Origin of the sequence: Pantoea sp. JZ2, assembly GCF_035191405.1 — a bacterium.
Lineage (GTDB): Bacteria > Pseudomonadota > Gammaproteobacteria > Enterobacterales > Enterobacteriaceae > Pantoea > Pantoea stewartii.
In genome coordinates this window covers 1257889-1282199 of record NZ_CP045247.1, presented here as the reverse complement: position 1 = coordinate 1282199, position 24311 = coordinate 1257889, and the positions used below count along the sequence as shown (strand labels likewise).

The 24311-nt window shown below is 51.1% G+C and carries 20 protein-coding genes; 8 read left to right on the top strand and 12 right to left on the bottom strand.

All coding sequences use genetic code 11. The annotated features are described in order from the left end of the window. Window positions 1-73: 73 nt before the first annotated feature. Window positions 74-1087 carry a zinc-dependent alcohol dehydrogenase family protein gene (locus GC087_RS06300; RefSeq protein WP_054633276.1) on the bottom strand — a complete coding sequence of 338 codons (1014 nt, stop codon included), beginning with the start codon at window positions 1085-1087 and terminating at the stop codon, window positions 74-76. 334 nt (window positions 1088-1421) lie between these two features. After that, entirely contained in the window at window positions 1422-2015 is a 594-nt protein-coding gene (locus GC087_RS06295) for an NAD(P)H oxidoreductase (RefSeq protein ID WP_324029972.1), read from the bottom strand. Between the two features lie 98 nt (window positions 2016-2113). Here GC087_RS06295 and GC087_RS06290 point away from each other — a divergent pair, with 98 nt between their 5' ends. Next, on the top strand, window positions 2114-3019 hold the full coding sequence (locus GC087_RS06290; protein WP_324029970.1) for a LysR family transcriptional regulator: 906 nt from the start codon (window positions 2114-2116) through the stop codon (window positions 3017-3019). Here GC087_RS06290 and GC087_RS06285 read toward each other — a convergent pair. The 5 genes from GC087_RS06285 to GC087_RS06265 all read right to left on the bottom strand — a co-directional run bounded on the left by GC087_RS06285 (window position 3009) and on the right by GC087_RS06265 (window position 9340). Then, complete coding sequence (locus GC087_RS06285) at window positions 3009-4892, bottom strand: sigma 54-interacting transcriptional regulator (RefSeq protein WP_324029969.1); 1884 nt, start codon at window positions 4890-4892, stop codon at window positions 3009-3011. The two genes, GC087_RS06290 and GC087_RS06285, sit on opposite strands and share 11 nt — an antisense overlap. Window positions 4893-5031: 139 nt before the next feature. Further along, on the bottom strand, window positions 5032-6195 hold the full coding sequence (locus GC087_RS06280) for a metallo-dependent hydrolase (protein WP_324029968.1): 1164 nt from the start codon (window positions 6193-6195) through the stop codon (window positions 5032-5034). A 13-nt stretch (window positions 6196-6208) separates the two neighbouring features. Further along, on the bottom strand, window positions 6209-7603 hold the full coding sequence (locus GC087_RS06275; protein WP_033739407.1) for a DASS family sodium-coupled anion symporter: 1395 nt from the start codon (window positions 7601-7603) through the stop codon (window positions 6209-6211). Window positions 7604-7677: 74 nt separating this feature from the next. Further along, complete coding sequence (locus GC087_RS06270) at window positions 7678-8376, bottom strand: RraA family protein (protein WP_033739409.1); 699 nt, start codon at window positions 8374-8376, stop codon at window positions 7678-7680. A 4-nt stretch (window positions 8377-8380) separates the two neighbouring features. Continuing rightward, window positions 8381-9340, bottom strand: coding sequence for a hydroxyacid dehydrogenase (locus GC087_RS06265; RefSeq protein ID WP_058702307.1), 960 nt, complete (start codon window positions 9338-9340; stop codon window positions 8381-8383). Window positions 9341-10337: 997 nt separating this feature from the next. On the opposite strand from GC087_RS06265, the gene ompC reads away from it, so the two are divergent. Then, entirely contained in the window at window positions 10338-11441 is a 1104-nt protein-coding gene (gene ompC / locus GC087_RS06260) for a porin OmpC (RefSeq protein ID WP_033739413.1), read from the top strand. A 276-nt stretch (window positions 11442-11717) separates the two neighbouring features. Here the strand turns inward: ompC and GC087_RS06255 are convergent, their stop codons facing one another. Continuing rightward, window positions 11718-14819, bottom strand: coding sequence for a multidrug efflux RND transporter permease subunit (locus GC087_RS06255; protein ID WP_263757623.1), 3102 nt, complete (start codon window positions 14817-14819; stop codon window positions 11718-11720). Between the two features lie 649 nt (window positions 14820-15468). On the opposite strand from GC087_RS06255, the gene GC087_RS06250 reads away from it, so the two are divergent. The 3 genes from GC087_RS06250 to GC087_RS06240 all read left to right on the top strand — a co-directional run bounded on the left by GC087_RS06250 (window position 15469) and on the right by GC087_RS06240 (window position 17967). Continuing rightward, window positions 15469-15999: a GNAT family N-acetyltransferase gene (locus GC087_RS06250; protein ID WP_054633269.1), complete on the top strand. Its 531-nt coding sequence runs from the start codon at window positions 15469-15471 to the stop codon at window positions 15997-15999. 187 nt (window positions 16000-16186) lie between these two features. Continuing rightward, window positions 16187-16885, top strand: coding sequence for a response regulator (locus GC087_RS06245; protein ID WP_058709012.1), 699 nt, complete (start codon window positions 16187-16189; stop codon window positions 16883-16885). Further along, window positions 16882-17967 (top strand): ATP-binding protein, encoded by a 1086-nt coding sequence (locus tag GC087_RS06240; protein ID WP_039340098.1) that lies wholly within the window; start codon window positions 16882-16884, stop codon window positions 17965-17967. Before GC087_RS06245 ends, GC087_RS06240 begins: the two co-directional genes overlap by 4 nt. On the opposite strand, the gene GC087_RS06235 is transcribed toward GC087_RS06240, so the two are convergent. Beyond that, window positions 17923-18873, bottom strand: a complete 951-nt coding sequence (locus GC087_RS06235; protein WP_324029966.1) for an ATP-grasp fold amidoligase family protein — start codon at window positions 18871-18873, stop codon at window positions 17923-17925. The two genes, GC087_RS06240 and GC087_RS06235, sit on opposite strands and share 45 nt — an antisense overlap. 472 nt (window positions 18874-19345) lie before the next feature. On the opposite strand from GC087_RS06235, the gene GC087_RS06230 reads away from it, so the two are divergent. The 3 genes from GC087_RS06230 to GC087_RS06220 are packed head-to-tail and all read left to right on the top strand — an operon-like array spanning window position 19346 to window position 22139. Next, window positions 19346-20344: a siderophore ABC transporter substrate-binding protein EitA gene (locus tag GC087_RS06230; RefSeq protein WP_058702303.1), complete on the top strand. Its 999-nt coding sequence runs from the start codon at window positions 19346-19348 to the stop codon at window positions 20342-20344. Next, complete coding sequence (locus tag GC087_RS06225) at window positions 20344-21378, top strand: FecCD family ABC transporter permease (protein ID WP_033739425.1); 1035 nt, start codon at window positions 20344-20346, stop codon at window positions 21376-21378. The genes GC087_RS06230 and GC087_RS06225 overlap by 1 nt, the downstream gene beginning before the upstream one ends. Further along, complete coding sequence (locus GC087_RS06220) at window positions 21378-22139, top strand: siderophore ABC transporter ATP-binding protein EitC (protein ID WP_006120484.1); 762 nt, start codon at window positions 21378-21380, stop codon at window positions 22137-22139. The genes GC087_RS06225 and GC087_RS06220 overlap by 1 nt, the downstream gene beginning before the upstream one ends. Window positions 22140-22312: 173 nt before the next feature. Here GC087_RS06220 and GC087_RS06215 read toward each other — a convergent pair whose 3' ends face one another. The 3 genes from GC087_RS06215 to GC087_RS06205 form a co-directional block, all read right to left on the bottom strand. Further along, the gene (locus tag GC087_RS06215; protein ID WP_058702301.1) at window positions 22313-22567 is read right to left on the bottom strand and encodes a FaeA/PapI family transcriptional regulator; all 255 of its coding nucleotides are present in this window, start codon (window positions 22565-22567) and stop codon (window positions 22313-22315) included. Window positions 22568-22892: 325 nt separating this feature from the next. Next, on the bottom strand, window positions 22893-23357 hold the full coding sequence (locus GC087_RS06210) for a hypothetical protein (protein WP_006120666.1): 465 nt from the start codon (window positions 23355-23357) through the stop codon (window positions 22893-22895). After that, window positions 23350-24132, bottom strand: coding sequence for a winged helix-turn-helix domain-containing protein (locus tag GC087_RS06205; RefSeq protein ID WP_039340102.1), 783 nt, complete (start codon window positions 24130-24132; stop codon window positions 23350-23352). Before GC087_RS06205 ends, GC087_RS06210 begins: the two co-directional genes overlap by 8 nt. Window positions 24133-24311 lie beyond the last annotated feature (179 nt).

The following is a 24311-nucleotide window of genomic DNA, read 5'->3' as shown; positions in this document are numbered from 1 at the left end:
CCTGATGAAGGTTCTGGTTTCAGCCCTCATCAGGCACCGTTTCTACGGACACACCAGCCTTACTGCGCGTGACTCACCATTCCACACAGATCTTGCCGAAATGCGAACCGCTCTGCTGCCAGGCAAAGGCCTCGGCGAGGTCCTGATAACGGAAGAGGCGATCAACGACGGGCTTCTGATTCATCCCTTCCAGCGCGTTCACGTAATCGATCTGATCCTGTCGGCTGGCAACGATCACCCCTTTGATGGTGACCTGCTTCGCCAGGACAGACAAAATGGACAGCCGGGCTTCATCGCCGGAAATGATGCCGATTTGGGTAATGTGGCCGCCCACTTTGATCGCTTTCAGCGACTCACCCAGCGTGGCAGGTCCGCCCACTTCCACCACCTGATCCACGCCCACGCCGCCGGTCAGTTCGAGCACCTTCTTCCCCCACTCTGGCGTCGTGCGATAGTTAATGGTTTCGTCTGCGCCCAGTTGTCGGGCGCGCGCCAGTTTCTCATCCGAAGAGGAGGTGGCAATCACTTTCGCGCCCATGGCCTTAGCGATTTGTAAGGCAGCGATAGATACACCGCCGGTGCCCTGCACCAACACGGTATCATTAGCCTGAAGATTGCCTTCGGTCACCAGTGCTCGCCAGGCGGTCAGGCCAGCTGTCGTAATGGTGGCTGACTCAGCGTGCGTCCAGCCTTTTGGCGCATGGGTAAAGGCGCTCTGCGCCCGCACAACGTATTCACTGGCCATGCCATCAATGCCGTCGCCCGGCGTGTGGGCAAAGCCGCCGACGTCCGCGGTGGGTTTGCCGGACAGCCAGACGGGGAAGAATGTCGACACGACGTGATCACCTGCGCGAAAATCGGTCACGCCCTCGCCCACGGCTTCCACCACGCCCGCGCCGTCGGACAGCAGTATGCGGCCATCTTCGGTGGGAAATTGCCCGGTCGCGACGACCAGGTCATGGAAATTCAGTGAGCTGGCCTTGATGGCAACCCGGATTTCGCCTTTTCCCGGCTGTCCCGGATCGGCTCGGTCTGACAGGTGGATGTTCTGCAGTCCGCCAGGGGCTTTCAGGGTCATTGCTTTCATTACGTTCTCCGTTGCCTGATGTGTTTTCTTAAGACATGTTGCTTAACATAGTCCACAGGGGGATTTTGTAAAATGTCGTCATCAGGAAGCGGATCGCGGCAAAGGGAATACGATCAGGCCTGCGCGATGGTACGGTGACCGGGCTAAAGGCGTGACCACCGTCACCGTGGTTAACGCCGCAGCGCTGTCAACGCGCGCCTCCATTTCCCGCTAAACGGACGTAAAGGGCACGCTCGCGCCTTGCAAAACGGGCACTGCGAAGCAGAGCACCCCGCGCGTCGTTCATTGTACGGGTGAGCATGTTAAAGGGCGCTTGTTGGCGCCCCGCCTCGCGTTAAACCGTGCTGTCTACCACCGCATACATTTGCTCAAAGAGTTGTGCATAGTGGCTGGCGTCATCCTGAATGGCCTCCTCAACCCCTAACGTGTTGTAGAGGAAATGGACGTCCACATCGCGGATCGCCAGATAAGCCGAAACGCCCAAAAGATGATCGGTGATGTTTTTCTCCCAGCCATATTTAATAAATGACCGATGGGAGCCGCCCGCCAGCGCCAGCCAGCGCACCTTTTTTGCCGTTAACCGGTTTTGCTCACCATAGGCCAGGCCATAATTCCATACGCGCTCAAGATAGCCTTTCAACATGGCCGGAAAGCTGTACCACCACACCGGGAAGACAAAGAAGATAATGTCCTGATTGTCCAGTTCAGCAAACAGGCGGTGGACCTCTGGCGAATAGCGCTTATCCGGGTTGTCCCACTCCGGTTCATCCTCGACACGTAACACCGGATCAAAATCGCTGCGATACAAATCCAGTTCAGTAACATGGGCGCCGCGCGCTTCTGCGCGCTGGCGCAGGCTGTGGACCATCTGCGCGGTTAACGAATTCCTGCGCGGATGCGACCAGACGATATAGACATGTTGTTTCATCGTTCACCTCATTTTTGTGCTGACGAAAGCACCTTACGCTCGCGACATTGCTGTGGGAATCGTATGATTTGAGACGGGTTAATGAGGGATTTTCATCAATGAAACTGAACGTCTATGACTTCGCGACTTTTATTGCCGTTGCCCGGCACAACAGTTTTCGCGCCGCGGGAGATGAACTCGGACTGTCGCCATCGGCAGTCAGCCACGCGATTAAGCAACTGGAGCAGCGGCTGAAAATTCGCCTGTTTAACCGTACCACGCGCAGCGTGTCACTCACCGAAGCCGGCGCCCGTATGTTTGAACGTTTACGCCCCGCTTTCGATGAAATCAACATGGTGCTGGATGAAGCCAACTGCTATCGCCAGACGCCGATGGGCGTGCTGAAAATCAATGCCTCGCGCCTTGCCTCACGTCTGGTGCTGATTCCGCTGGTCACCGGGTTTAGCCAGCGCTATCCGGATATTCGTGTGGAAATCACGACAGAAGACAGGCTGGTCGATATTGTGAAAGAGGGTTTTGATGCGGGCATTCGCCTGAGCAGTACGCTGGAAAAAGACATGATTGCCCTGCCGGTAGGGCCAAAAGTCAAACTGGTGGTCGCGGCCAGTCCCGATTATTTTGCCCGTCATCCTCGTCCCACGCATCCACGCGAAATCGACGTGCACCCGTGCGTCATGTTTCGTCATCGCAGTGGCCGGATTTATCAGTGGGAATTCAACGGACCGGACGGCCAGTTTGCGCTTCTTCCCGGCGGAAACATTATCCTTGACGACATGGATTCACAGTTGGATGCCGTACTGCAGGGTGCGGGGCTCGGCTATCTCTATTACGAGCAGGTGAAAGATCATCTGGCAAACGGCAGTCTGATCTCGGTAGTGGAGGACTGGTTACCGGAACGGCCCAGCCTGCAATTTTATTATCCTAATCGCCAGTATATGTCTTCGGCATTGCGGACGTTTATTGACTATATCAAAGCGGCACCGTTGTCGACGTTCAGCCGCTGATCTCATACGCTTTTAGCTTACGCCACAAGGTGGTCGCACTGATCCCCAGCATTGCCGCCGCCTGGGTTTTATCACCCTGGCATTTTGCCATCACGTCAATAATTAGCCGGCGCTCCTGTTTTTTCAGAAGATCGGTTTCAGCGTCTATGCACGCCAAAGAGGATGATTCATACACCACGTTATTGAGTACCTGCTCATCCTCAAGCAACGAGATCACGGTCGATTTATCGACCGTACCGCCCTGATGAAATACCGCCAGTCTGCACACGACCGATTGCAGTTCTCGTATATTCCCCGGCCAGTGATAACGGTTTAAATACGCCAGCGCATCCGGCGAAAAGACCCTGTATTTTCCCTGCTGGTGAAGTAAATGCCGGATAAGAGGTTCAACGTCACCTTTACGCTCAGTCAGCGCGGGAAGCCGGAGTGTGAGGATATTGATACGGTAATAAAGATCCTGACGAAAAGCGCCCATGGTTATCTGCGCCTTCAAATCTTTATTACTTGCTGTTATGAGTCGAAAATCCGCCGCAATCAGCCCATCACCGCCCACGCGAACAAACTGTTTTTCCTGTAGCACACGCAGTAATTTGACCTGTACGTTGAGTGGGGCCTCGCTGATTTCATCAATAAATACGGTGCCCTTCATCGCCATCTCAAAGATACCGGGCTTGCCCCCTTTCCGGGCCTGGGTAAATGCCCCGTCAGCATAACCAAACAGTTCACTTTCAAGCAGACTTTCAGGAATCGCCGCGCAGTTAATCGCAATGAACGGGCTGTGGCTTCGGGTGCTGTGCTGGTGAATGCTTTGAGCGAACAATTCTTTACCCGTACCGGTATCACCTAAAATGTGGACAGGTGCATCATGGCTGGCACAACGCTTTGCTTTTTCGATCGCTGACTTAATACTGGCTGACTCACCAACAATGTCATCAAAGGTGTAACGGGTATAAAATGCACGCTGTTTTCGCTTTTTACTGACCATGTTTCGCCACGGGGCTTGCGATTGCAGACAGCCGGTCACGATTGAATAGCTCTCCTGCCGCTTACAGTAATGCTTTATCGCGACAGAAATGCGTTCACCGTCAAGTTCAAGGGTCATATCGCTGACGTCAGACTCGTCAATAATGGCGTTGTATACGTCTTTGAATCCTTCTTTTTTGTATATTTTCTCCCCGACGCGGCACTGAAAAAGCGCTTTTCCTTTGCTGTTTATTGTGACGACAGTCCCCATCGGGTCGAGACACATAATGCCTTCCCGTGACTGATTTATCGCGGACTGACTTATCTCCAGCTTCAGATTTTCCTGGTTAATATATTTTAACAGGCTGAAGGCCTCGTTGATGGCCTGTTCAATGGAGATATTATCGGTATCCCCCATTACAACCTTCAGACCATATTTTTTGGCCATTTCAGCAACGGTCAGACCGCCAATCACGATCTGATAATTATTTTCCGCAAGGCTTTTGACGACATTATCGATATCGTAATGATTATAGACCTGACAGATCTTGAAATTATCATGAGTCATATGTTGATAATGCTTAAGCGCGTGGCAAAACTGGGGAAAGCCGACCGCAGCAATCTTCTGTGACTTGATTTTTGCTTCCTGCAGAATACGGTTCACGCCTTGAAAATCATGTGCAATTTCGACCACCGGGATGGCCAGGCTGCTGCGCAGTAAGGCAGCGGTACCGCCACGACTGATGATGATTCTGGTGCCGGCGCGAATCATTTCATTCGCTTTATCCAGCACATCTGAATACCCTATTTCGTAGACGGGTAATTCTAGCTGTTTTTCAAACAGCACATTAGAGATACGCTGAGTAATGGTTTTTGAAACAGAGAAAATGACAATTTCATTGAACTTCATTAACAGTCCGATTATATCGATAACGCGCTGAACAAGTATAAAGATAACGTCTGCCCCTATATTGACAGACGTCATGTGCAGGCACGTAAAAGCTACCTGGCGTTAATATTCCAGGACTGAGCGAACGGATAAGGCGTGATTAAACATGCAGACGACGATAGCAGATCTGCCCACGACTGATGGTTAAGCAGTTATCAATATAGCGATCGCCTTGTAACTGATTGCCCCTCGTGTCTTCGAAAATGGTTTTTGCCTGACGTATTTTAACCACGGCGATGTCGGCAAATGCCCCCGGTGTGAGCGTTCCGATCTGGCCCTGCATTTTCATTAGCCTGGCAGGGGTGCTGGTGACCGCTTTTACGATATCAAACAGTGACATACCCATATTCAGGTATTTTGACATGACATGAAGCAGACTGTAGACCTTATTCGTACGCAGGCTGTTACGCTGCGTTAAGTCCGTGCTGATAATATCGGGATAAAATCCCTGCGCCATCGCATGACGGGCAATATTAAAATCAAAATGCGCCACGCCATTTGAACAGTCAAAGATGACGCCTTTCCGCTGGGCTGCCTGAATCGACGGGTATATTTCGCCCTGCTTATTAAGGATGGTGTGACCCGTTCCGTGAAAGCAGTGCGCGTATATATCACCCGGGTTGAAATGCGGGATGAGTTCGTCCGCCTGGCGTTGGGAATCCGTGACGTGCACGCATAACGAGGTATTCAGCTCACGTGCCAGCGCAACGGTCGTCAGAAAAGGATCGCTGCTGTAGGATTTGCCTTTCGCAATATCCTGACTGTAGCGCAGCTTCAGGCCCAGAATATTGTCTGCATTTTTGCTGACAACCTGTTTTATTTTTTCCCGATTAAAATTGGCCGGATTCGTGTTTTCCAGATATCCCGTCGGCCCACCACCCAGCGTAGACAGGCCTACATTTACCACATTTAAGTAACTTTTTATCCTTACCGTAGCCGTGTTGATCACACTGTTACGGAACAATCCATAATTGACCCAACCGCTACTACCAGCGTCAACCACGCTGGTTACGCCATTGGGCAAACAAATGATGTCTGGATTCACGCTTATAGCCGTTCCGCCATGAAAAACATGAGTATGAAAGTCAATTAAACCGGGAAGGACAATACAGCCTGCGGCATCAATTTCAGTTTCAGCTTCAATGCCGTCAACCTGGGTAAGATCAACGATAACATCCCCCATAATGCCCACATCCCGCTGAATATAATTCTGGCCGTGGCCGTCTATCGTCAGGCCATTTTTGATACGAAGATCCAGTTTCATGTTTATCCTCCGATCAGATACCGATGAATTTCCAGTAAGGAATGCCGAGCAGGAAATAAACAATGACGTTAAACAGCACCATCATTGTGCCCAACAGCCAGAAGGTTTTTTGAGGCACATAGCCACTGGAGAAGGTAAAAACCCCCGCTCCGTTACCGTAATGCGTGAGGAGAGCACCGTAGCCTGCTGAAAACGCCAACGACAATGCAACGTACATTGGATTGGCCTGCGTCGTCATGCCGAGGGTAAACAACACGGGATAAAAAGAGACGACAAACGCACTGTTTGAGACAAAGAAATAACGTACGGCAAGACTGATAAAAATCAGCACACCAATTGCGCTAAATTCATTGAGATGAGAAAGATCCAGGTAGTTTTTAATCACCCCCACCAGGAAAACGTAGAACCCGCCTTTTGACAGCGCGACAGCACATCCATAGAACGCGCCGTACCAGACAAACGTTTGCCAGGCCGCTTTTTCACTGACCACATGTTCCCAGCTCAGCACTTTAAATAACAACAAGCAGGCAAGGAATGCAAAGCCAACCGGAATAAAAGGAATACCCGTTACTGAGCCGGTCATCCATCCCAAAACGCCCAGAATAAAAAACACGATCAGCAGTTTCTCTTCGCGCTTCACCGGCCCGAGTTCACGCAGTCCCTGTTCAGCGATCTCATTGACGTTATCAATTTTTTTCAGTTCAGGCGCGTAAACTTTATAAAGTATCCAGGGACACAGCAGCAGAACTAATCCGGCCGGAATAATGGCCGCCTTAAACCAGGTCATCCAGTCCAGATCGACCTTCATAATTTCGTTAGCCAGTGACACGGTGATAGCGTTGGTGGCCATACCGGTTAAAAACAAGCTGGATGTTCCCATTGATACGACATACATCAGAATCGTCAGGTAGGAACCAATCCGGCGGCTACCTTCGTCAGGTTTAGAGCCCAACGCTTCAGCAATGTTGCGGAAAATGGGATAGACGATACCGCCAGAGCGCGACATATTCGAGCCGGTGGCCGGAGCCAGCACGGTGTCCGTAACCATCATCAGATAACCCAGTGTCAGAGTATTTCTGCCGTAGCGTTTCAGTAAGATGTAGGCGATACGTTTACCCAGTCCGGTAATAACGAATGCCTTACAAATAATAAAGGCGCTGATAATAAACCAGACCATGGCCGTGCCATAACCTGCAAACAGAATATGGGGATCGATAAAAACAGATGCGATGCCGAGGATAATGAGCATAATAATCGCATCCGTAAAAGGCCGAAATACCAGCCCGCATAACATCGCCAGATAAATACCGACCATATGCCAGGTCGTGGCGGAAATCTCGTCAGGGTTAGGCAAGATCCAGAATAAAACCGGGAAAAACACGATCAATAAGATTTTTAAAGAGAACATATATTTTTACCTTTGCTTATCACCACGAGAGCATGACTCCCGTGGTTTGAGCGAATGGATATTATATTGGTCGACTAACGAAATACGTCGTTAATAAATTCAACGCCCTTTTCTTCCAGTGATTTGGTGACCCATTCACGATTTGCCGTGCCGTTTTTTGCGGCTTCAACTTTGCTCGCATCGAATGCTGCATACGCTTTAGCTTTTTCGAGTAAGGGTTCTGCATCATGCAAAGGAACAACAATTACGCCATCCGCATCACCAATAATGAGATCGCCAGGGCACACGGCTACGCCACCCACCGCAACAGGTGTATTTACTTCGCCAGGACCTTCTTTAAACGGACCGGCCGGGTTTGCCCCTGTGGCAAAAAGGGGAAAATCCAACTGTGACAAAGCATCAATATCGCGGATGGGACCATCCAGCACGATGCCAGCGATCTTCTTGCAGTGATGCGCGTAAGCCACCATGATTTCGCCCATCAGGGCTCGCGAACGGTCACCTTCATTAGATACGACAATAACGTCATTCTCCGTCGCCATATCCAGTGCGGCATGCAACATCAGGTTGTCGCCCGCGCGCGCTTTCACCGTAATGGCATATCCCGCCATAACCGGTTTTTGAGGGGAAGAAATCCGCCTGATACCGTTGCCCAACACAGCAATACGATTCATGGTATCGGCGATATTCGCAGCGGGAAGTTGCGCGTATTCCTTGAGTAAATCAGGCTTACCTGCAGGACGTTTTAAATAAATACGATTTCCAATAGTCATTTTATTATTCTCCAAAGCCAGGAACGGGCCAGGTTGGTTTTTTACCCGACAGCACCTCATCAATCCCTATGGCGGTATGAAGTGAGGCTCTGTCGGTGGCTTCTTTCGTTGCGGCGCCGATATGAGGGCCAATAACGACATTGCTGAGTGAAAAAATCGGATCGCTGGCGTCGAAGGGCTCTTTCTTTAAAACGTCCAGACCTGCGCCGGCAATAAGGTGGTGACTGAGGGCGTGATACAGCGCTTTTTCATCGACGAGTTTGCCGCGCGCAGTATTAATGAAGTAAGACGTCGGTTTCATCATGGCAAATTGCTTTTCTCCGACGAAATTCTGGGTCTCTGCCGTTGTCGGGCAATGCAAAGAGACAACGTCGCTTTCGCTGAAAATGCGGTCAATATCATCTGTACGTTCGACGCCGTCTGGCATTTGTTCCTGCGTCTTATAGGGATCGTATGCAATCACTTTCATATTAAAACCCCGTAAGGCTTTAACAGCGACGCGCGAGCCAATATTGCCTACACCAATTAATCCCAGCGTTTTGCCATCCAGTTCCACTTTGGGCGTGCGCAATTTTGCCCAGTAGTAATCCTCAAGCATTTTCTCTTCAACCAACCTGAAATTGCGGGAACAGTGCAGCATGTAGAAAATAGCCAGTTCGGCCACGGACATGCTGTTCGCCACCGGCGCATTCAGCACCACAACACCGTGACGTTTCGCGGCCTCAAGATCGACAGTATCGTAGCCCGCGCCGTGTCGTGCGACGACTTTGAGTTTTTTCGCGGCGTTAAATACACGTTCAGACATTTTTGAAAGCCGAACGATGATGCCATCACAGTCGGGAATATCACGAATAATGTCGTCCTCTTCCATGCCAGAGCCCGTAATTAATTCATAGCCCCGACTCTCCAGATACGCTCTCCCTTCCGCCATAATTTCCTGTGGGAGTAAAATTTTATAAGCCATGCCATTATCTCCAGTGTTATACGCGACAATGTTATTGTTTGCAGACGCCGTGCCAGACCCGATAAAAAAACAGAAGAAATAATGCAATCGCCTGAGAAGAAAGGATTTAATTTATTTGGCCGTAAAAGAAGGTGAAGGGGTAAAAGTGAAATGCGTCACGAAATAAAAAAATGATAATTTCAAAAAGAAAACCCATTTCGGATAGTGAGTTCATTTTGAAATGCGAGATGTGAATACGTTAACAGCGAATTAAACATCAACACCGCATCATCTATGAACACCTGATGCATCGACGCAGACTTCTTATTACTGCAATCCGTACAGGTATGATAAAAACGCGCTTTAATCACGCGTGCCTTTCTAAGGCGTCACCTAAAAAAATGAATACGCTTAGCAACCTGCTCCATTTTTTGTGCTGGCAGGCTAATACAGAAAACGATCAGGCCCGATGTTTTAACCGATGCTGCAACAGCGTCAGGAGGCTTGATGGGCATTTTTGAGGAATCTTTATTACAGCGTTAGTGTCATCTGCAAAATACCTCTCTCTTGACGCTATGCACGCTGCCTTTCACTCAAATTTTAATAATATAATTCGATACAGCTTTAACTATTACTTAAGATATGCCTCTGTAATTAACATGCTAGTTACGACTTCTGATCGATACAAAAAATGACATAAACCATCACAGCGACACCCATAAAAATTCAAACAAAAAGTAAAAATAAGAAGCAGTAACAACAAACACCGCTAAGGTAAAAATATATACAAAAACATTCAAAATAAATATCACAATAAAATCAAACAGCATAATAAAGTGATAACAAATAATCACTGATTACTGGATCGGGATCATATAAACAAAAACAAACAAGATCTTACGGAAACTTATTATTGAATTTACACTGCATTCTATTTTAAAAATAACGCGCTATTTAAGCGCACCATACTTTTCAATTGCTCTGGTCGAGATAAAACATAATTAAAAGGATTTCTTTAATGAAACTTAACTTAGTTGCAGTGGCCGTTACCACCTTATTCGCCGCAGGCGTAACAAATGCTGCGGAAGTTTATAACAAAGACGGTAATAAAATTGATCTTTACGGTAAAATGCAGGGGCTGCACTATTTCACCAGTGATAACGACGGACGTGGGGATAACTCCTATGCCCGTCTCGGAGTAAAAGGTGAAACACAGATTACTAACCAACTGACTGGATTTGGTCAGTGGGAATACAATATGCAGGCGAACCGTGATGAAAGGTCTGAAAACCAGTCCTGGACACGTTTAGGCTTCGCCGGGCTCAAATTCGGTGAGTATGGTTCGGTCAACTATGGCCGCAACTACGGCGTCGTTTACGATGTCACCTCCTGGACCGACGTCCTGCCAGAGTTCGGCGGTGACAGCTACGGCTCGGATAACTTTATGCAGCAACGTGCCAATGGCCTGGCAACCTATCGTAACACCGATTTCTTTGGCCTGGTCTCCGGCCTTAATTTTGCCTTGCAGTACCAGGGCAGAAATGGGGGCTCCAACGCTGAAGGCGGCAGTCTCACCAATAACAACCGAAATGCAGTGAAACAGAATGGCGATGGCTATGGCGCGGCTGTAACGTATGCTCTGCCAGAAGGTGTGAATTTCGGTGTCGCCTATTCGCATTCTAAGCGTACGCTGGACCAGAACGGCCTGGCATTGGGCGAAGGCGATAATGCTGAAACGTATTCAGGCGCCCTGAAATACGATGCCAATGCTATTTACCTGGCAGCCCAATATACACAGACATACAATGCTACCCGCATTGGTAATGGCAATCCAGGCTACGCCAATAAAGCCCAGAACGTTGAACTCGTTGCACAATACCAGTTTGACTTCGGTCTGCGCCCCAGCATCGCGTATCTGCAGTCAAAAGGGAAAGATCTTGAAAGCTATGGCGATCGGGATTTAGTGAAATACATCGACGTGGGCGCGGCTTATTACTTCAATAAAAACATGTCAGCCATCATCGATTACAAGATCAACCTGCTTGATGAAACCGACTTTACTCAGGCAGCCGGTATTTCAACCGACAATATCCTGGCCGTGGGTCTGACTTACCAGTTCTGATTCCGGTGTACGCGTATCAAGCCAGCGCTTTCTGCGCTGGCTTTTTTTATGGTGCGGCTTTTATCGCTCTGCGGTTTCACAAGTGGCGCTCACGGCACTGACCGGACAGCATCTTTGGTGGGGCGGCCCGTTCACAATCCAGATCCACGAACGAAACAGGCACGTCCGTTATTTACGCTCTGTCCGCCTCCCGGCGACAATGCAGAAGGCGTTGGTCTTCTCCACTGTGCTTTTCACGCCAGGAGGCGGCCTTTGCCCACGCGGCCCTGCACACTGTTAAGACCGCTTGCGCGTCAGTTTCTCCACGACCTTCATGACCGAGAAATAGAACAGCGGAACAAAGAAGATGGCCAGTAACGTGCCGCTGATCATGCCACCAAACACGCCCGTTCCAATCGCCTTTTGCGTTGTCGCGCTGGCCCCTGTGGCCAGCATCAGCGGTACAACACCCAAGGTAAACGCCAGCGATGTCATCAGAACAGGCCGCAAACGCATACGTGAAGCCGCTAAGGTGGCGTCGACCAGCCCCTTACCACTTTCGTGAATCTGTTTCGCAAACTCGACGATCAAAATGGCATTTTTTGCCGACAGCCCGATGAGAGTGATCATCCCGACTTTAAAAAAGACGTCGTTTTGCATATCCAGCATGCTGACCATCAGTACCGCTCCCAGCAGTCCCAGCGGGACGACCAGCATGACCGATATCGGAACTGACCAGCTTTCATACAGCGCCGCGAGCACCAGAAAGACCACCAGCATCGACAGCACCATGAGCGCGGGCGCTTCTGATGCAGATTGCTGCTCCTGTAACGATCCGCCGCTCCACTCAAGGGCAAACCCTTCAGGCAACTGCTTTACCAGACGTTCCATCTCGTTAAGCGCATCGCCACTTGAATAGCCTGGTGCAGGGTTACCGGTGATTTTTATTGACGGGTAGCCCTGATAACGCACCCGTTGCAAGGGGGCAGTTTCCCACTGAGCCTGCACAAACTCAGCGAGCTGCACCATGCCGCCTGTCGCGTTGCGCACATATAACGCCAGGACGTCGTCCGGTTGCATGCGATATCTCGCATCCGCCTGAATAATGACCTGCTGCATACGATCGCGGTTCGGGAAGTCATTGACGTACAGCGAACCGATCGCTCCCGAGAGCGTCTGGCTGATCTCCTCAAAAGAGACGCCCAACGCGAAGGCTTTCTGGCGATCAATATTCAGTCGGATCATCTGTCCGTCAGGCAGGCCATCGACATAAACGTTGCGGACCACCGGGCTTTTTGCCGCAAGCGCGAGCAACTGCGCTTCAGCCTTCTTCAGTTCAGCAAGGCCTTTACCACCGCGATCCTGCAGACGCAGGGTAAAGCCCGAGGAGTTTCCCAGCTCATCAATGGCGGGCGGGATCAAACTGAAGGTTTCCGCTTCAGGGTTCATCGCCATCTGTTCCTGCGCATGCGCCGCTTCAGAAAAGGCGGTCGCGCCGTTTCGTTCGTCCCAGCCCTTTAAAGTCGTAAACGCCATCGCCGAGTTGGGCCCGGATCCGGCAAAGCTGAAACCGAGAATGGCGATGGTCGATTGCGTCGCGGGGCGTGAAAGCACCACCTGTTCAAAAGCCTTAACCACGTTTAACGTGCGCGCTGCCGTGGCTTCCGAGGGTAGCTGAATGGACGTCATAAAGTAGCCCTGATCCTCTTCAGGCAAAAAGGACGAAGGCAGATTTTTCATCGCCAGGAAAAGCAGCAGACACAGCGCCGCGTAAACCCCCAGCGCGCTGCCGACGCGTTTCAGTAAGCGACTGACACCGCGACCATACAGCGCCGTAATGGCGGCAAACTGGCGGTTAAACCCGCCAAAAAATCCTGTTTTCTGCTGCGCGTGTTGGTTGACAGGCCTGAGCAATGTCGCACAAAGGGCGGGGGTCAGGCTCAGCGCCAGAAATGCCGAGATCAAGACAGAGACAGCCATTGTCAGCGTAAACTGGCGATAAATCGCGCCGACCGACCCGCTTGCCATCGCCATCGGGATAAACACGGCACTCAGCACTAACGTAATGCCGATGACCGCGCCGGTAATCTCTTTCATCGCTTTCCGGGTCGCTTCTTTCGGGCCCAGTCCCTCTTCCGCCATGATACGTTCGACGTTTTCCACCACGACGATGGCATCATCAACAATGATCCCTATGGCCAGTACCATACCGAACATCGTAAGTACGTTGACCGAGAAGCCAGACAGCAGCATAACGGTAAATGTGCCCAGCAGGGCAATCGGAGCCACAATAGCCGGGATAAAGGTATAACGAATGTTTTGCAAAAACAGGTACATGACGAGAAAGACCAGCACCATGGCTTCAATAAAGGTATGAACCACTTTCTCAATGGAGATTTTTACAAACGGCGTGGTATCAAACGGAATGCTGTAGGTCATGCCTTCGGGCATGGCGTTACTCAGTTCATTCAGGCGCTGTCTGATCCTGTCTGCGGTTTTAACGGCGTTTGCTCCCGGCGTCAGCTGAATGGCCGCGGCCGTCGACACGTGACCGTTTTCACGCGTAGCAAAACCATAGGATTGGGAACCCAGTTCGACGCGGGCCACATCCGACAGAATGACGCGCGAACCATCGGGATTGGCGCGTAAGGTAATATGACCAAACGCCTCAGGTGAGCCGAGCTGCCCGGTGACCAGCAGCGGATAGCTGACCTGCTGACCGGGGATAGCGGGTGAATCACCGGTCCGGCCTGGCGCAATCTGTGCGTTTTCGATGCTGACCGCCCGGTTAATATCGCTGACGGACAGACGATACTGACTCAGCCTGACGGGATCGATCCAAATCCGCATCGCTTTCTCGGCACCAAACAGCTGAACGCGGCCCACGCCTTCCACCCGGCGCAGTTCTTCGGAGAGGTTACGGGAAAAGTAATCGCTCAGATCGGCGTCAGTCAGCTTACCGTCTTTCGATGTCAGCCCGACAATCATCAAAAAATTTGCGCCTGAGGCTTCAACGCTCAGGCCATTCTGTCTCACAACCTGCGGCAGGCGAGGCTCCACCACTTTTATACGGTTTTGCACGTCAACCTGCGCCAGCTCGGGATCGGTTCCCGGCGCGAAGGTCACGGTAATGGAAGCCATGCCGCTGGTATCGCTGGATGATTCGTAATACAGCACGTGCTTCGCCGAAGAAAGCTCACGCTCAATCAGGGCAATCACGCTGTTGTTCATCGTTTCCGGCGTTGAGCCCGGATAAGAGGCATTAATGGTAATGGTAGGCGGCGCGACAGACGGATACAGGGCCACCGGTAATTTTGGAATCGCGAGCAGGCCAGACACGATAATAAAGATGGCAATTACCCAGGCAAAAACGGGGCGGTTAATAAAAAACTGAGGCATGTTCTACCCTGAGAAAATAAGTAAAGTGTGTTCCTGCTGCATCTGATCAGGTGTTATTCAGCGCATGACGCCCTTTTGTGCGCATCTGTGGGATGCATTTCACCCGACGCGCTCCACCGTCAGTTTTCAGTCAGCCGATGGACAACGGACTTATATAACAGCCGGGTAACCCGACCGCCGCGCCAGGCTGTGGCGTTTGTCGCGACGGCCTGCCAAAAATGCCGGTTCCACGCGTGAACGGTGAGCGTTTTTTTTGGATAATAAAGCGCAATAACCGTCGGCTTTGCGTGGGGAACACGATAAATTTTTTGAGACAGGCCTGATGCGGGACTTATTCCTGTCGCGAGTAATGACCAAAATAAACAGCAATAACTTAACCTGATTAAAATACCTGGCCTCATCACGAACGGTCTCATAATAATGCGCATAGTTACAGCTTAACGCGCGAACAATGAGCCATGATGTCATTTTTATGGAGGGAATATGGAGAAGAAAATCATTAAATAAAAACGGGGGGAATGGCTTATATACGATGGACAACATAAAACCATCAATAGTAATATAGCGCCAGTTTTCACACAGTGCAGCCTTTTAAAAATGCTTCATCTTTCCTTATTATCGCTTCTATTTCCTCACGTAAAGGTGCGTTATGCAAATAGCAGAGTCAGAACGATTAATCCTGCGGCGTTTTATGCCGGACGACGCCGAAGCGCTGTTTGCTTATTTGTCTGATCCCCAGCCCGCATGCTTTTACGATGAAAAACTGGAAGACATGGCCGCCGCCAGAGAGGAAGCCACAAAAAGGCGCGATGATGACACGCAATATGCCATCTGTTTAAAAGAAACGGGTGCCGTGATCGGCCATCTGTTTGCTTCTGGTGAGGCCGAGCCTGATGACAATACGTTAAGCGTTGGCTGGTATGTCAATCCACACTATCAGGGACAGGGTTTTGCACTGGAAGCCACGACCTGTCTGTTTACTTATCTCTTTAACGTCAGGGATGTCCGCCGCCTCTATGCGTATGTCGCAAGCGATAATGCAGGCTCACAAGCGCTATGCCGCCGTCTGGGGATGCGCCTGGAAGGCTGCTTCAAAGAGTACGTCTGTTTTACGCAGGAAGACGGTGTGCCTGTGTATGAGGACACGTTGGTTTTTGCCCTGCTGCAAAAAGAGTGGTGAGTGAACTGTTGCGAGCCTCCTGCGGTCTCATCATGCTGTATGCGTTCAGGGCCTGATGTCTGTTATGTCGCACTGTGCTTTGCTGGTCTGCCGCGACTGACATACTGTGCCGATTGCGAGGCGACGCATTCTGGTGTGGATGTGACATTGAACAGCAACCGTTTCTGACTTTGATGTTGAGGGCGTCATGAATAACGACAAATTAATCCTGGTGGCGGAGGATGATGTTGAAATCTCCGATATCCTGATGAGTTACATCAAGCGAGCCGGGATGAGAACCGTCCATGCGGCCGACGGTGAGCAAGCCCTCACATTGATCACCCGCCTGCAGCCTGATTTAGTGCTGCTTGATATCCAGTTGCCCCGCGTTGATGGCTGGAATGTCCTTTCAACATTGCGCAAAGAGAGCAATACGCCGGTCATCATGGTCACAGCGCTGGATCAGGATATCGATAAACTCATGGGGCTTCGGCTGGGTGCGGACGATTATATCGTTAAACCGTTTAATCCTTCTGAGGTCGTGGCCCGTATCGAGGCGGTGTTGCGCCGCGCCAACCCTCAGGCGGCACCGCAAAACCTGATTAAAACCCGTTTCATGACGCTTTATCCCGATGAGTTTTATGTGGAGATCCACAGCAACGGTCAGACACTGACGCCTGTCCTGACCACGACAGAATTTAAACTGCTGACGCACATGGCAAAATACCCACGTAGAGTTTTTAGTCGGGAAGAGTTGCTGAACGCCTGCTTACCTGAAAGCGATACGCTGGACAGAACGGTCGACAGCCACATGAGTAAATTACGCAAAAAATTCGAAAACTGTGGCATATCAGGCGTACCGGAAAGTATTCGCGGCATGGGCTATCGGCTGGGTGAACAGAAGTGAATAAAGACAAAGCGCTCAGTCGGCAAATTCTTTTGTTTATGCTGACTCTGGCCTTAGCCATTATTTTTGTTGCGGTGGTGGGCTCCTATCTGTTCTACAGCTTTGTCATTGATCATATCCCTGGTGGCTTATCCGCCAGCAACAGCGAAAATATGACGGTCTTCGACTGGGTCTGGATCGCCATCAGTTCCTCTCTCTGCATCCTGATTGCCTTGCTGTTTGCGTTTAAACTCACCGCGAAAATCCTTCACCCCTTAAGTTCCGTCGCCGCCAGCCTGCGACGTATTTCTCAGGGTGATTTAAGCGCGCGCGCCGCCAGCAGCCAGAGTCGCCTGGGCGAGGTCAATCTGTTAGTCCGGGACTTTAACGACATGGCGGAAAAACTGCAGACCCTGGACAACGAAAGGAAGTCCTGGAACGCGGCCATTGCCCACGAACTTCGCACACCGGTGACTATTCTGCGCGGCAGGTTGCAGGGGCTGGTCGACGGCGTTTTTGAGCCTGAACCCCACTTATTTATCAGCCTCTTGCGGCAGACTGAGGGATTATCTCGTCTGATCGACGACCTTCGCGTTGTCGGCGCGGCGGAAGGGGGTTCGTTTACGCTGGATATTCAGTCTGTCCCGTTTAGCGATATCCTGGAGAACGTCAGTACTGCGTTTTGCCATCCGTTCCGTGAACGTGGATTCACTCTGGTCATGGAGAAAACGCAGGCGATAACGCAATGTGATCCCCTCAGAATTATTCAGTGCCTGACGATTTTATTTGATAATGCACGCAATTACGCCACGCCAGGCCCGATCGCTGTGCGAAGCGGTGTCCGGGACAGCGCCTACTTTATTGAGGTGGAAGATGCGGGGCCGGGCGTAGCCGAAGAGTTCCAGCGTCATATGTTCGAGCCGTTTCAACGTGGTATCGCAGGCCGTGCGGCCAATCCGACAGGCTGCGGGCTGGGCCTGTCGGTCGCCAAAGCAATTATGCAGGCTCACGGTGGCGATATCGGCTATAAAACGTCTTCTCAGGGCGGTTCGCTGTTTTTATTGCGCTGGCCCGTTGCGCGCCAGGGCAGATCGGCAGGATAAGGTGGGTTGATACGGCTTCTGTTGCCACATCGCGCCGAGTTTAGCGTCCCATTCCAGAGGCATTATTTTGAGCTTGCCGCGCTGAGGCGTTAAGGTGATTTCACTAAAATACAGGCTGTCATCTTTCAGCATTAAATCGACCCGACAGTAGTCGATATCTTTTGCCAGCGCCTGCGCGGCACAGAGTGCGCGATAAAACAACGCGGGCTCGGCTATCGGCGCAGGATGATGAGGATAGTCAATCTGGAAAGGCTGCAGTTCCCACTTTCTGTTGTAGACATTGACATATTCCCTGCCCTGCTCATCAGTAAAATCCGCCTCAATAATGCTGGCATTACCGTTGAAACAATGGATACGCAACATCTCAGGCGTTGTACTTCTTTCACGGCCTGCAAACAATTCAATATATTCTTCACAGAGAATCTTCGGCGAGATGTTTTTATATTGCCATTCCCGAGTGGTGTAATACATATTCTTTTTCATCGCTAAATCCAGCTTCAGTAAAGCGGCTTTGATATTGAACGTCGCTTTGTCTTTACAGATTATCGTACTGCCGCTGTCGTGATTGCATTTCAAAACGAAAGTCGCGGGTAAACGGTTTAACGCAATCTCTTTGGTGCTTTTATACGTGTTAATGAGTGGCACAATCATCACATCATCGGTCCGGCTGGCCACGTAATCGCGCACCGCTAATTTATCCGCCAACTGCGTATAATGCGGATTCCTGTCATATATCAACCGATGACACATTTTTTCATTCAGGGTGACCGGATGAATCAGGTCAGGCTCTCTGCCCAGTAAAATACGCAATCGCTGCGTATGAAAACGTGCATCATTAATAATAAAACACCTTGCAACCTTGAGGCCGTATTCACAGTATTTAGCAATAAACGTAAGGGTATTCATGACATCCTCCACAATGGTGGCAGGATGATAAGCACCCCAGGTTGCCTGAGTTTGTCTGAACTGTGGAGCGCAAATGGAGGCTATCTGTTTCACTCAGCTCTCTCACCCAGGCCCGTTTTAATCGTGCGTTCGGTCAAGTGCAAAGCGGTTTTTGGGTTTATTCTCTGATATCGATGCCGCTCAATGGTTCGTGATCTTTTTATCACGTGGAAAACGATTAACCCGTTCTTATGCAAGAGCGGCGTCAGTGCCGCCTCAGCAAGGGCTTATCACGCTGTTTTGACTCGGCGTGATTTATCTTTATTGCTGCGCTGATATTTCTTTCCCGGCTAATAACTGAAGTAAATTTTATGCGTTTTTGTTAAATATCAACTCATATAATAATGATTTCTATTTACATTTTTTGTCTGATAAAATTCGCCGCGCCAGAATCGTTACGGCATGCCGTCTCATTTAATGATGGAAAACACCAATGAAAAAAATGCTTAGCCTGTTGAGTTTTATTTTCCTCACGACGAGTTCCGCCTGGGCCACCACCTATCCGCTGACCATCGAAAACTGTGGTCAGAAGGAAACCTTTACTAAAGCGCCAGCGCGCGTCGTAGCGCTTGGGCAAAATACGGCGGAAATCATGCTGCTGCTGGGGCTGCAGGATAAAATGGTGGCGAGCGCATTCTGGCCGACCAAAGTGTTACCTGAGCTTGCTGAAAAGAATGCGAAAGTGCCGGTACTGACGGTGGAAATCCCTACGCTGGAATCCATCCTGGCGAAAAACCCCGATTTTGTGGCTGCCCAGATTCAGCTACTGATGGGGCCGAGCAGTAAAGTTGCCAAACGCGAAGACTTTGAGTCCGTTGGCATAAACACCTACCTGTCACCAGGCATGTGTGCCACGAAGCAGAATACCGGCGATATTTATGGCAGCCGTTCGACGCTGTGGAATATGGCCTATGTTTACGAAGAAATCGCCGATTTTGCCAAAATCTTTAACGTTGAAGATCGCGGACAGCAGGTGATCAACGACTTTAAGAAGCGTGAAAGCGCCCTGAGAAAAGCCTTTCCTAAAGGCAAGAAAGACCTGTCTTTCGTGTTTTGGTTCTCCAGCTCCTCCCCCACCGCGGATGCCTACGTGGGCGGTAAAAATGGTGCCTCCGGCTTTATCGCCGATCTGCTGGGCGGCCATAATGCCATTACCACCGAAACCGAGTGGCCCACTGTCAGTTGGGAAAGTATCATTGCCGCCAATCCGGATGTCATCGTGGTCACCAGCCTTGATCGTAATCGCTGGAAGCTGGATAACGCCGAAGAAAAGATTAAGTTCCTGAAAAGCGATCCGGCCGTGAGCCAGCTCGATGCCGTGAAAAAAGGCCATATTGTCGTGATGGACGGTCAGGCGATGAACCCGACGATTCGTACGATTTATGGTGCAGAACAGGTTGCAGAGCAGTTACGTAAGATGGGCCTGAATTAATGAGTGAAGGGGTTGTTCAGGCACGACGAGTGGGGTTTATCGCCATTGCGATCCTCGCCCTTGTCGTGCTGGTTGTGGTGATTGCACTGGGCGTCAGCGTAGGCGAGTTATCAATACCGCTAAAATCCGTCTTTTATACCGTCACCAATAAACTGGGAATGACGGCGGTGCCCGTTAACCGTATCCATGAAAGCGTGATCTGGGATTTCCGTTTAAGCCGGGCGCTGGTTGCCGCATTCAGTGGGGCAGGTCTGGCGATTTGCGGGGCGGTGTTACAGAGCCTGCTGAAGAATGCCCTTGCCGAACCCTACGTGTTAGGGGTTTCGGCTGGCGCATCAACCGGGGCGGTGTTGATTGTGGTCTCGGGCGTCGGCGCGGGTGCCATCTCCCTTTCGCTGGGTGCCTTTACCGGTGCCTTTGCGGCTTTTGCGTTTGTTGCCCTGCTGACCAATGGCGCACGTGGCGGGACGGAGCGCACGATTCTGGCGGGCGTTGCGGCATCGCAACTCTTTAATGCGATAACCGCTTACACCATTAGTACCTCGGCAAATGCGCAGCAGGCGCGCGACGTCATGTTCTGGCTGCTGGGCAGCTTTAGCGGCGTACGCTGGCCGGAGTTTCAGTTGGTGGTCGTGGTCGTGCTGGTCGGTTTAGCGGTCTGTCTTTATTATGCGCGCGCGCTGGATGCCTTCACCTTTGGCGACGATGCCGCGGCTTCGTTAGGTATTCCGGTTGGCGTGGTTCGTCTGGTGCTGTTCACGGCAACCGCCCTGATGACCGCCACGATTGTCAGCATGGCCGGCTCAATTGGCTTTGTCGGGCTGGTGGTGCCGCATGTGATGCGCTTCTTTTTCGGTCCTCTGCACAGCCGCCTGCTGGTGGCCTGTGCTATCGCGGGTGCGATTTTGATGGTGCTGGCGGACATTGCCTCTCGTATGCTGATTGCCCCCCAAAGCCTGCCGGTGGGCGTGGTTACCGCGCTGGTGGGTGTACCATTCTTTGCCGTTATTATTTATCGCTCCAGGAATCAATAATGAGCATTAGCGCCGAACACCTTACCTGGCAGGTGGGGAAAAAAATCATCGTTAATGACGTTTCCCTGGCGGTATCGCCGGGCGAAACGGTGGGATTACTGGGGCCAAATGGCTCAGGCAAATCCTCCCTGCTTCGTCTTCTGGCTGGCCTGCGTAAGCAACAAAAGGGCAAAGTGCTGCTGGATGGCAAGGACCTGTCGTCCATTGCCCGCAAACAGCTTGCCCGCCGTGTCGCCTTCGTTGAACAACATGCGTTAACCAGTGCCAATATGCGTGTGCGCGATATCGTCAAACTGGGCCGCATTCCGCATCACTCGCCGTTTTCCAGCTGGACCCATCAGGACGACGACATCGTCGATGCCGCACTGAAACGTGTGGATATGGCCTCACGTTGCGATCAGGGCTGGCAGAGCCTGTCTGGCGGAGAACGGCAACGTGTGCATATCGCCCGGGCCCTTGCCCAGTCACCGAATGAAATACTGCTTGATGAGCCCACCAACCATCTGGATATTCACCACCAGATTCAGCTGATGAAGCTGATCAGCGAGCTACCGGTCACCAGCATTGTGGCAATTCACGATCTGAACCATGCCGCGCTGTTTTGCGATCGTCTTATCATTATGCTGCACGGGGGCGTGGTGGCGCAGGGCACGCCGGATGAGATTCTCACGGAGTCACTGCTGTGGGACGTGTTCAGGGTCAAAACACAGATCGAGACGTCCCCGGTACATGGTAAAAAACATATTCATTTCTATGTGTGAATCCCCGCGGCGCGCCGTCAGGACGGCCGGTTACCGGCCATCAGTCTGACGCGCGCGGGGGCGCGTCCGTTGCCGCGTTATGACGGGCTTCTTTCCCTGCGGCACATCCCACCTGTGCAGTCACGCACGGTTGCCGGTGAGCGTCAGGTCATCGGGAGCAAGCACGGGAAACACTAAAGAATAAACCATTTACAGGATTTGGTTCCGGCCTCTCTTTTTAGCAGTCCACTGTTTTCCAGTTTTAACAGCCAGTTTCTTGCAGCATAAATAGATATATCGCACTCATCGGCGACGTCCCGGGTTAATATGCCTTCCGACTGTTTTTTAATAAGACACATAATGACGTCTTTCATCTGTGGTTTTTTCTCAGTGTCCTGAAGCTGATTCCATTTCGCGTCACATTGAATTTTATAAGCAAGCTCTTTCATGGCCGTTTCCCCGTAAAGTGTTAACACCTCAAAAATTAAATTTTCCGGCTATGTCTGTTATTTCGTTACAGCGCCAGGCTGTAACGAACCCGGGCATGCTGCCGATATGAGGATTTAACAATTACGGGGCTCAAATAGATACAAACACCTTATAATGGTTAATTTTAGAAAGGAAAAACTGTTTTTATAAATTTATATAAAATTAAATTCCACACAAGAGACGCTCGCTGTGCAGGGTAGCCACCAGAAGGAGGCGTAAACCCGCACACATTCCGCAGGGCAAGGACGTGCGAAACGGCGCTACCCGCGTCTGCGGACAACGCCATTAGCGGGTATGACAAACGATAAGAGGTAATACCCGACTGCCTACCAATATCGCATCCTCCATTCCTTTAATTTTCGAAATATAGAGATAGGCAAAGTGGCTGTTTAATATATTTTCCGGTACGTTGTCGCGCAGACCGCGACTCACACTATAGTGGTCGAGCTTATAAAGTGACTGAATATAGGGTGAATACTGAAATTCGACATTACGTCTTAAGATATACGTATTTCCCGCTTGATAGACCGTTCCATCAACGGACACCATGCCTTCTCCGGAATGACGCAGCGTCAGAACAAAGCTGGCATCCAGATGATAATTCCGGGTGAGATCGCGCTGTTGAAAATTCGCTGCGCAGGTAAATTCGAACATGGCGCGTTGCGATTTTACAGAGTACAGGCCTCCCGCAATAACCAGGATGGCACAGAGCAAAACCAGACTGAGCGACACGACGTTCTTCTTATTCATTCTCTGCCCGCCATCCGAGTTCAGAATAGTTTGAGCAGTAGGCCTGGCCGCCCGTTACGTGGCGGCAGTAAGCGACGTAGACATTGCCCCAGTGGCCAGCCGTCACGTTTCTGTCCGCATAAAACAGATATTTGCCGCCCTTCTGACAGGGCATGCCGCTGCTGGCGATGATTTTGCGCCACACGGGTTCTGGCGGGAAAGCCGATTCCCCCGGATGCACCGGCAGATAGAGTACCTCGCAGCCGTTGACGTCTGCCACGCTGACAGGCGCGATCGATTTTTCAGGCCGGAGAGAAGACAGCACCAGCACAGTCATGCCTGCCAGCAGGAGCACCGCAATACCTGCAGCGTAATAACGACGGTCGCGTCGCGGCAGAGCCGCCGTCGGAGAGACCGGATCCGCAGTGGGAGCCGCCAGTTCCGGCTCAAGGTGCGTCGTTTGAATCGCCAGCGTGGGATTGAAAACAAAGCCCACTTTATAAACGGTGGTGATAACGTCCTGGCTGATGCCCAGCGAGGCAAAACCGCGTCGAATAGACGATACATAGGCATTCAGGCTGTTGAACGAAGGCGTTGCGCCCGTTTCCTGCCAGAAATTATCAAGAATATGTTCCCGGGCCAGCACCACGCCGGGGCTTTTCAGAAACATTTCCAGTAAATGATTGCAGGCAGGCGATAAGGGCACGCTGGTTTCACTGGACTCGACCAGGCACAGTCGTCCCTGAGCGGGTGAAAACCGAACCAGACCTTCAATTACATATTCTGTCTGCTGCATTTCAGGCTCCGGCAACACACAGGCAAGGCAGTAAACAACAACGCATGCGGGATAACGATCCTCAATCATCGGGCAAAAAAGTCCGCGCATCATCAGCGCCGGTCGGGTGTGGTATGCATGGCCACTGAGCAAAATCTTCTGACGTGGCGGGCAGTGTGCATTACCGGCCGGGGAAACGG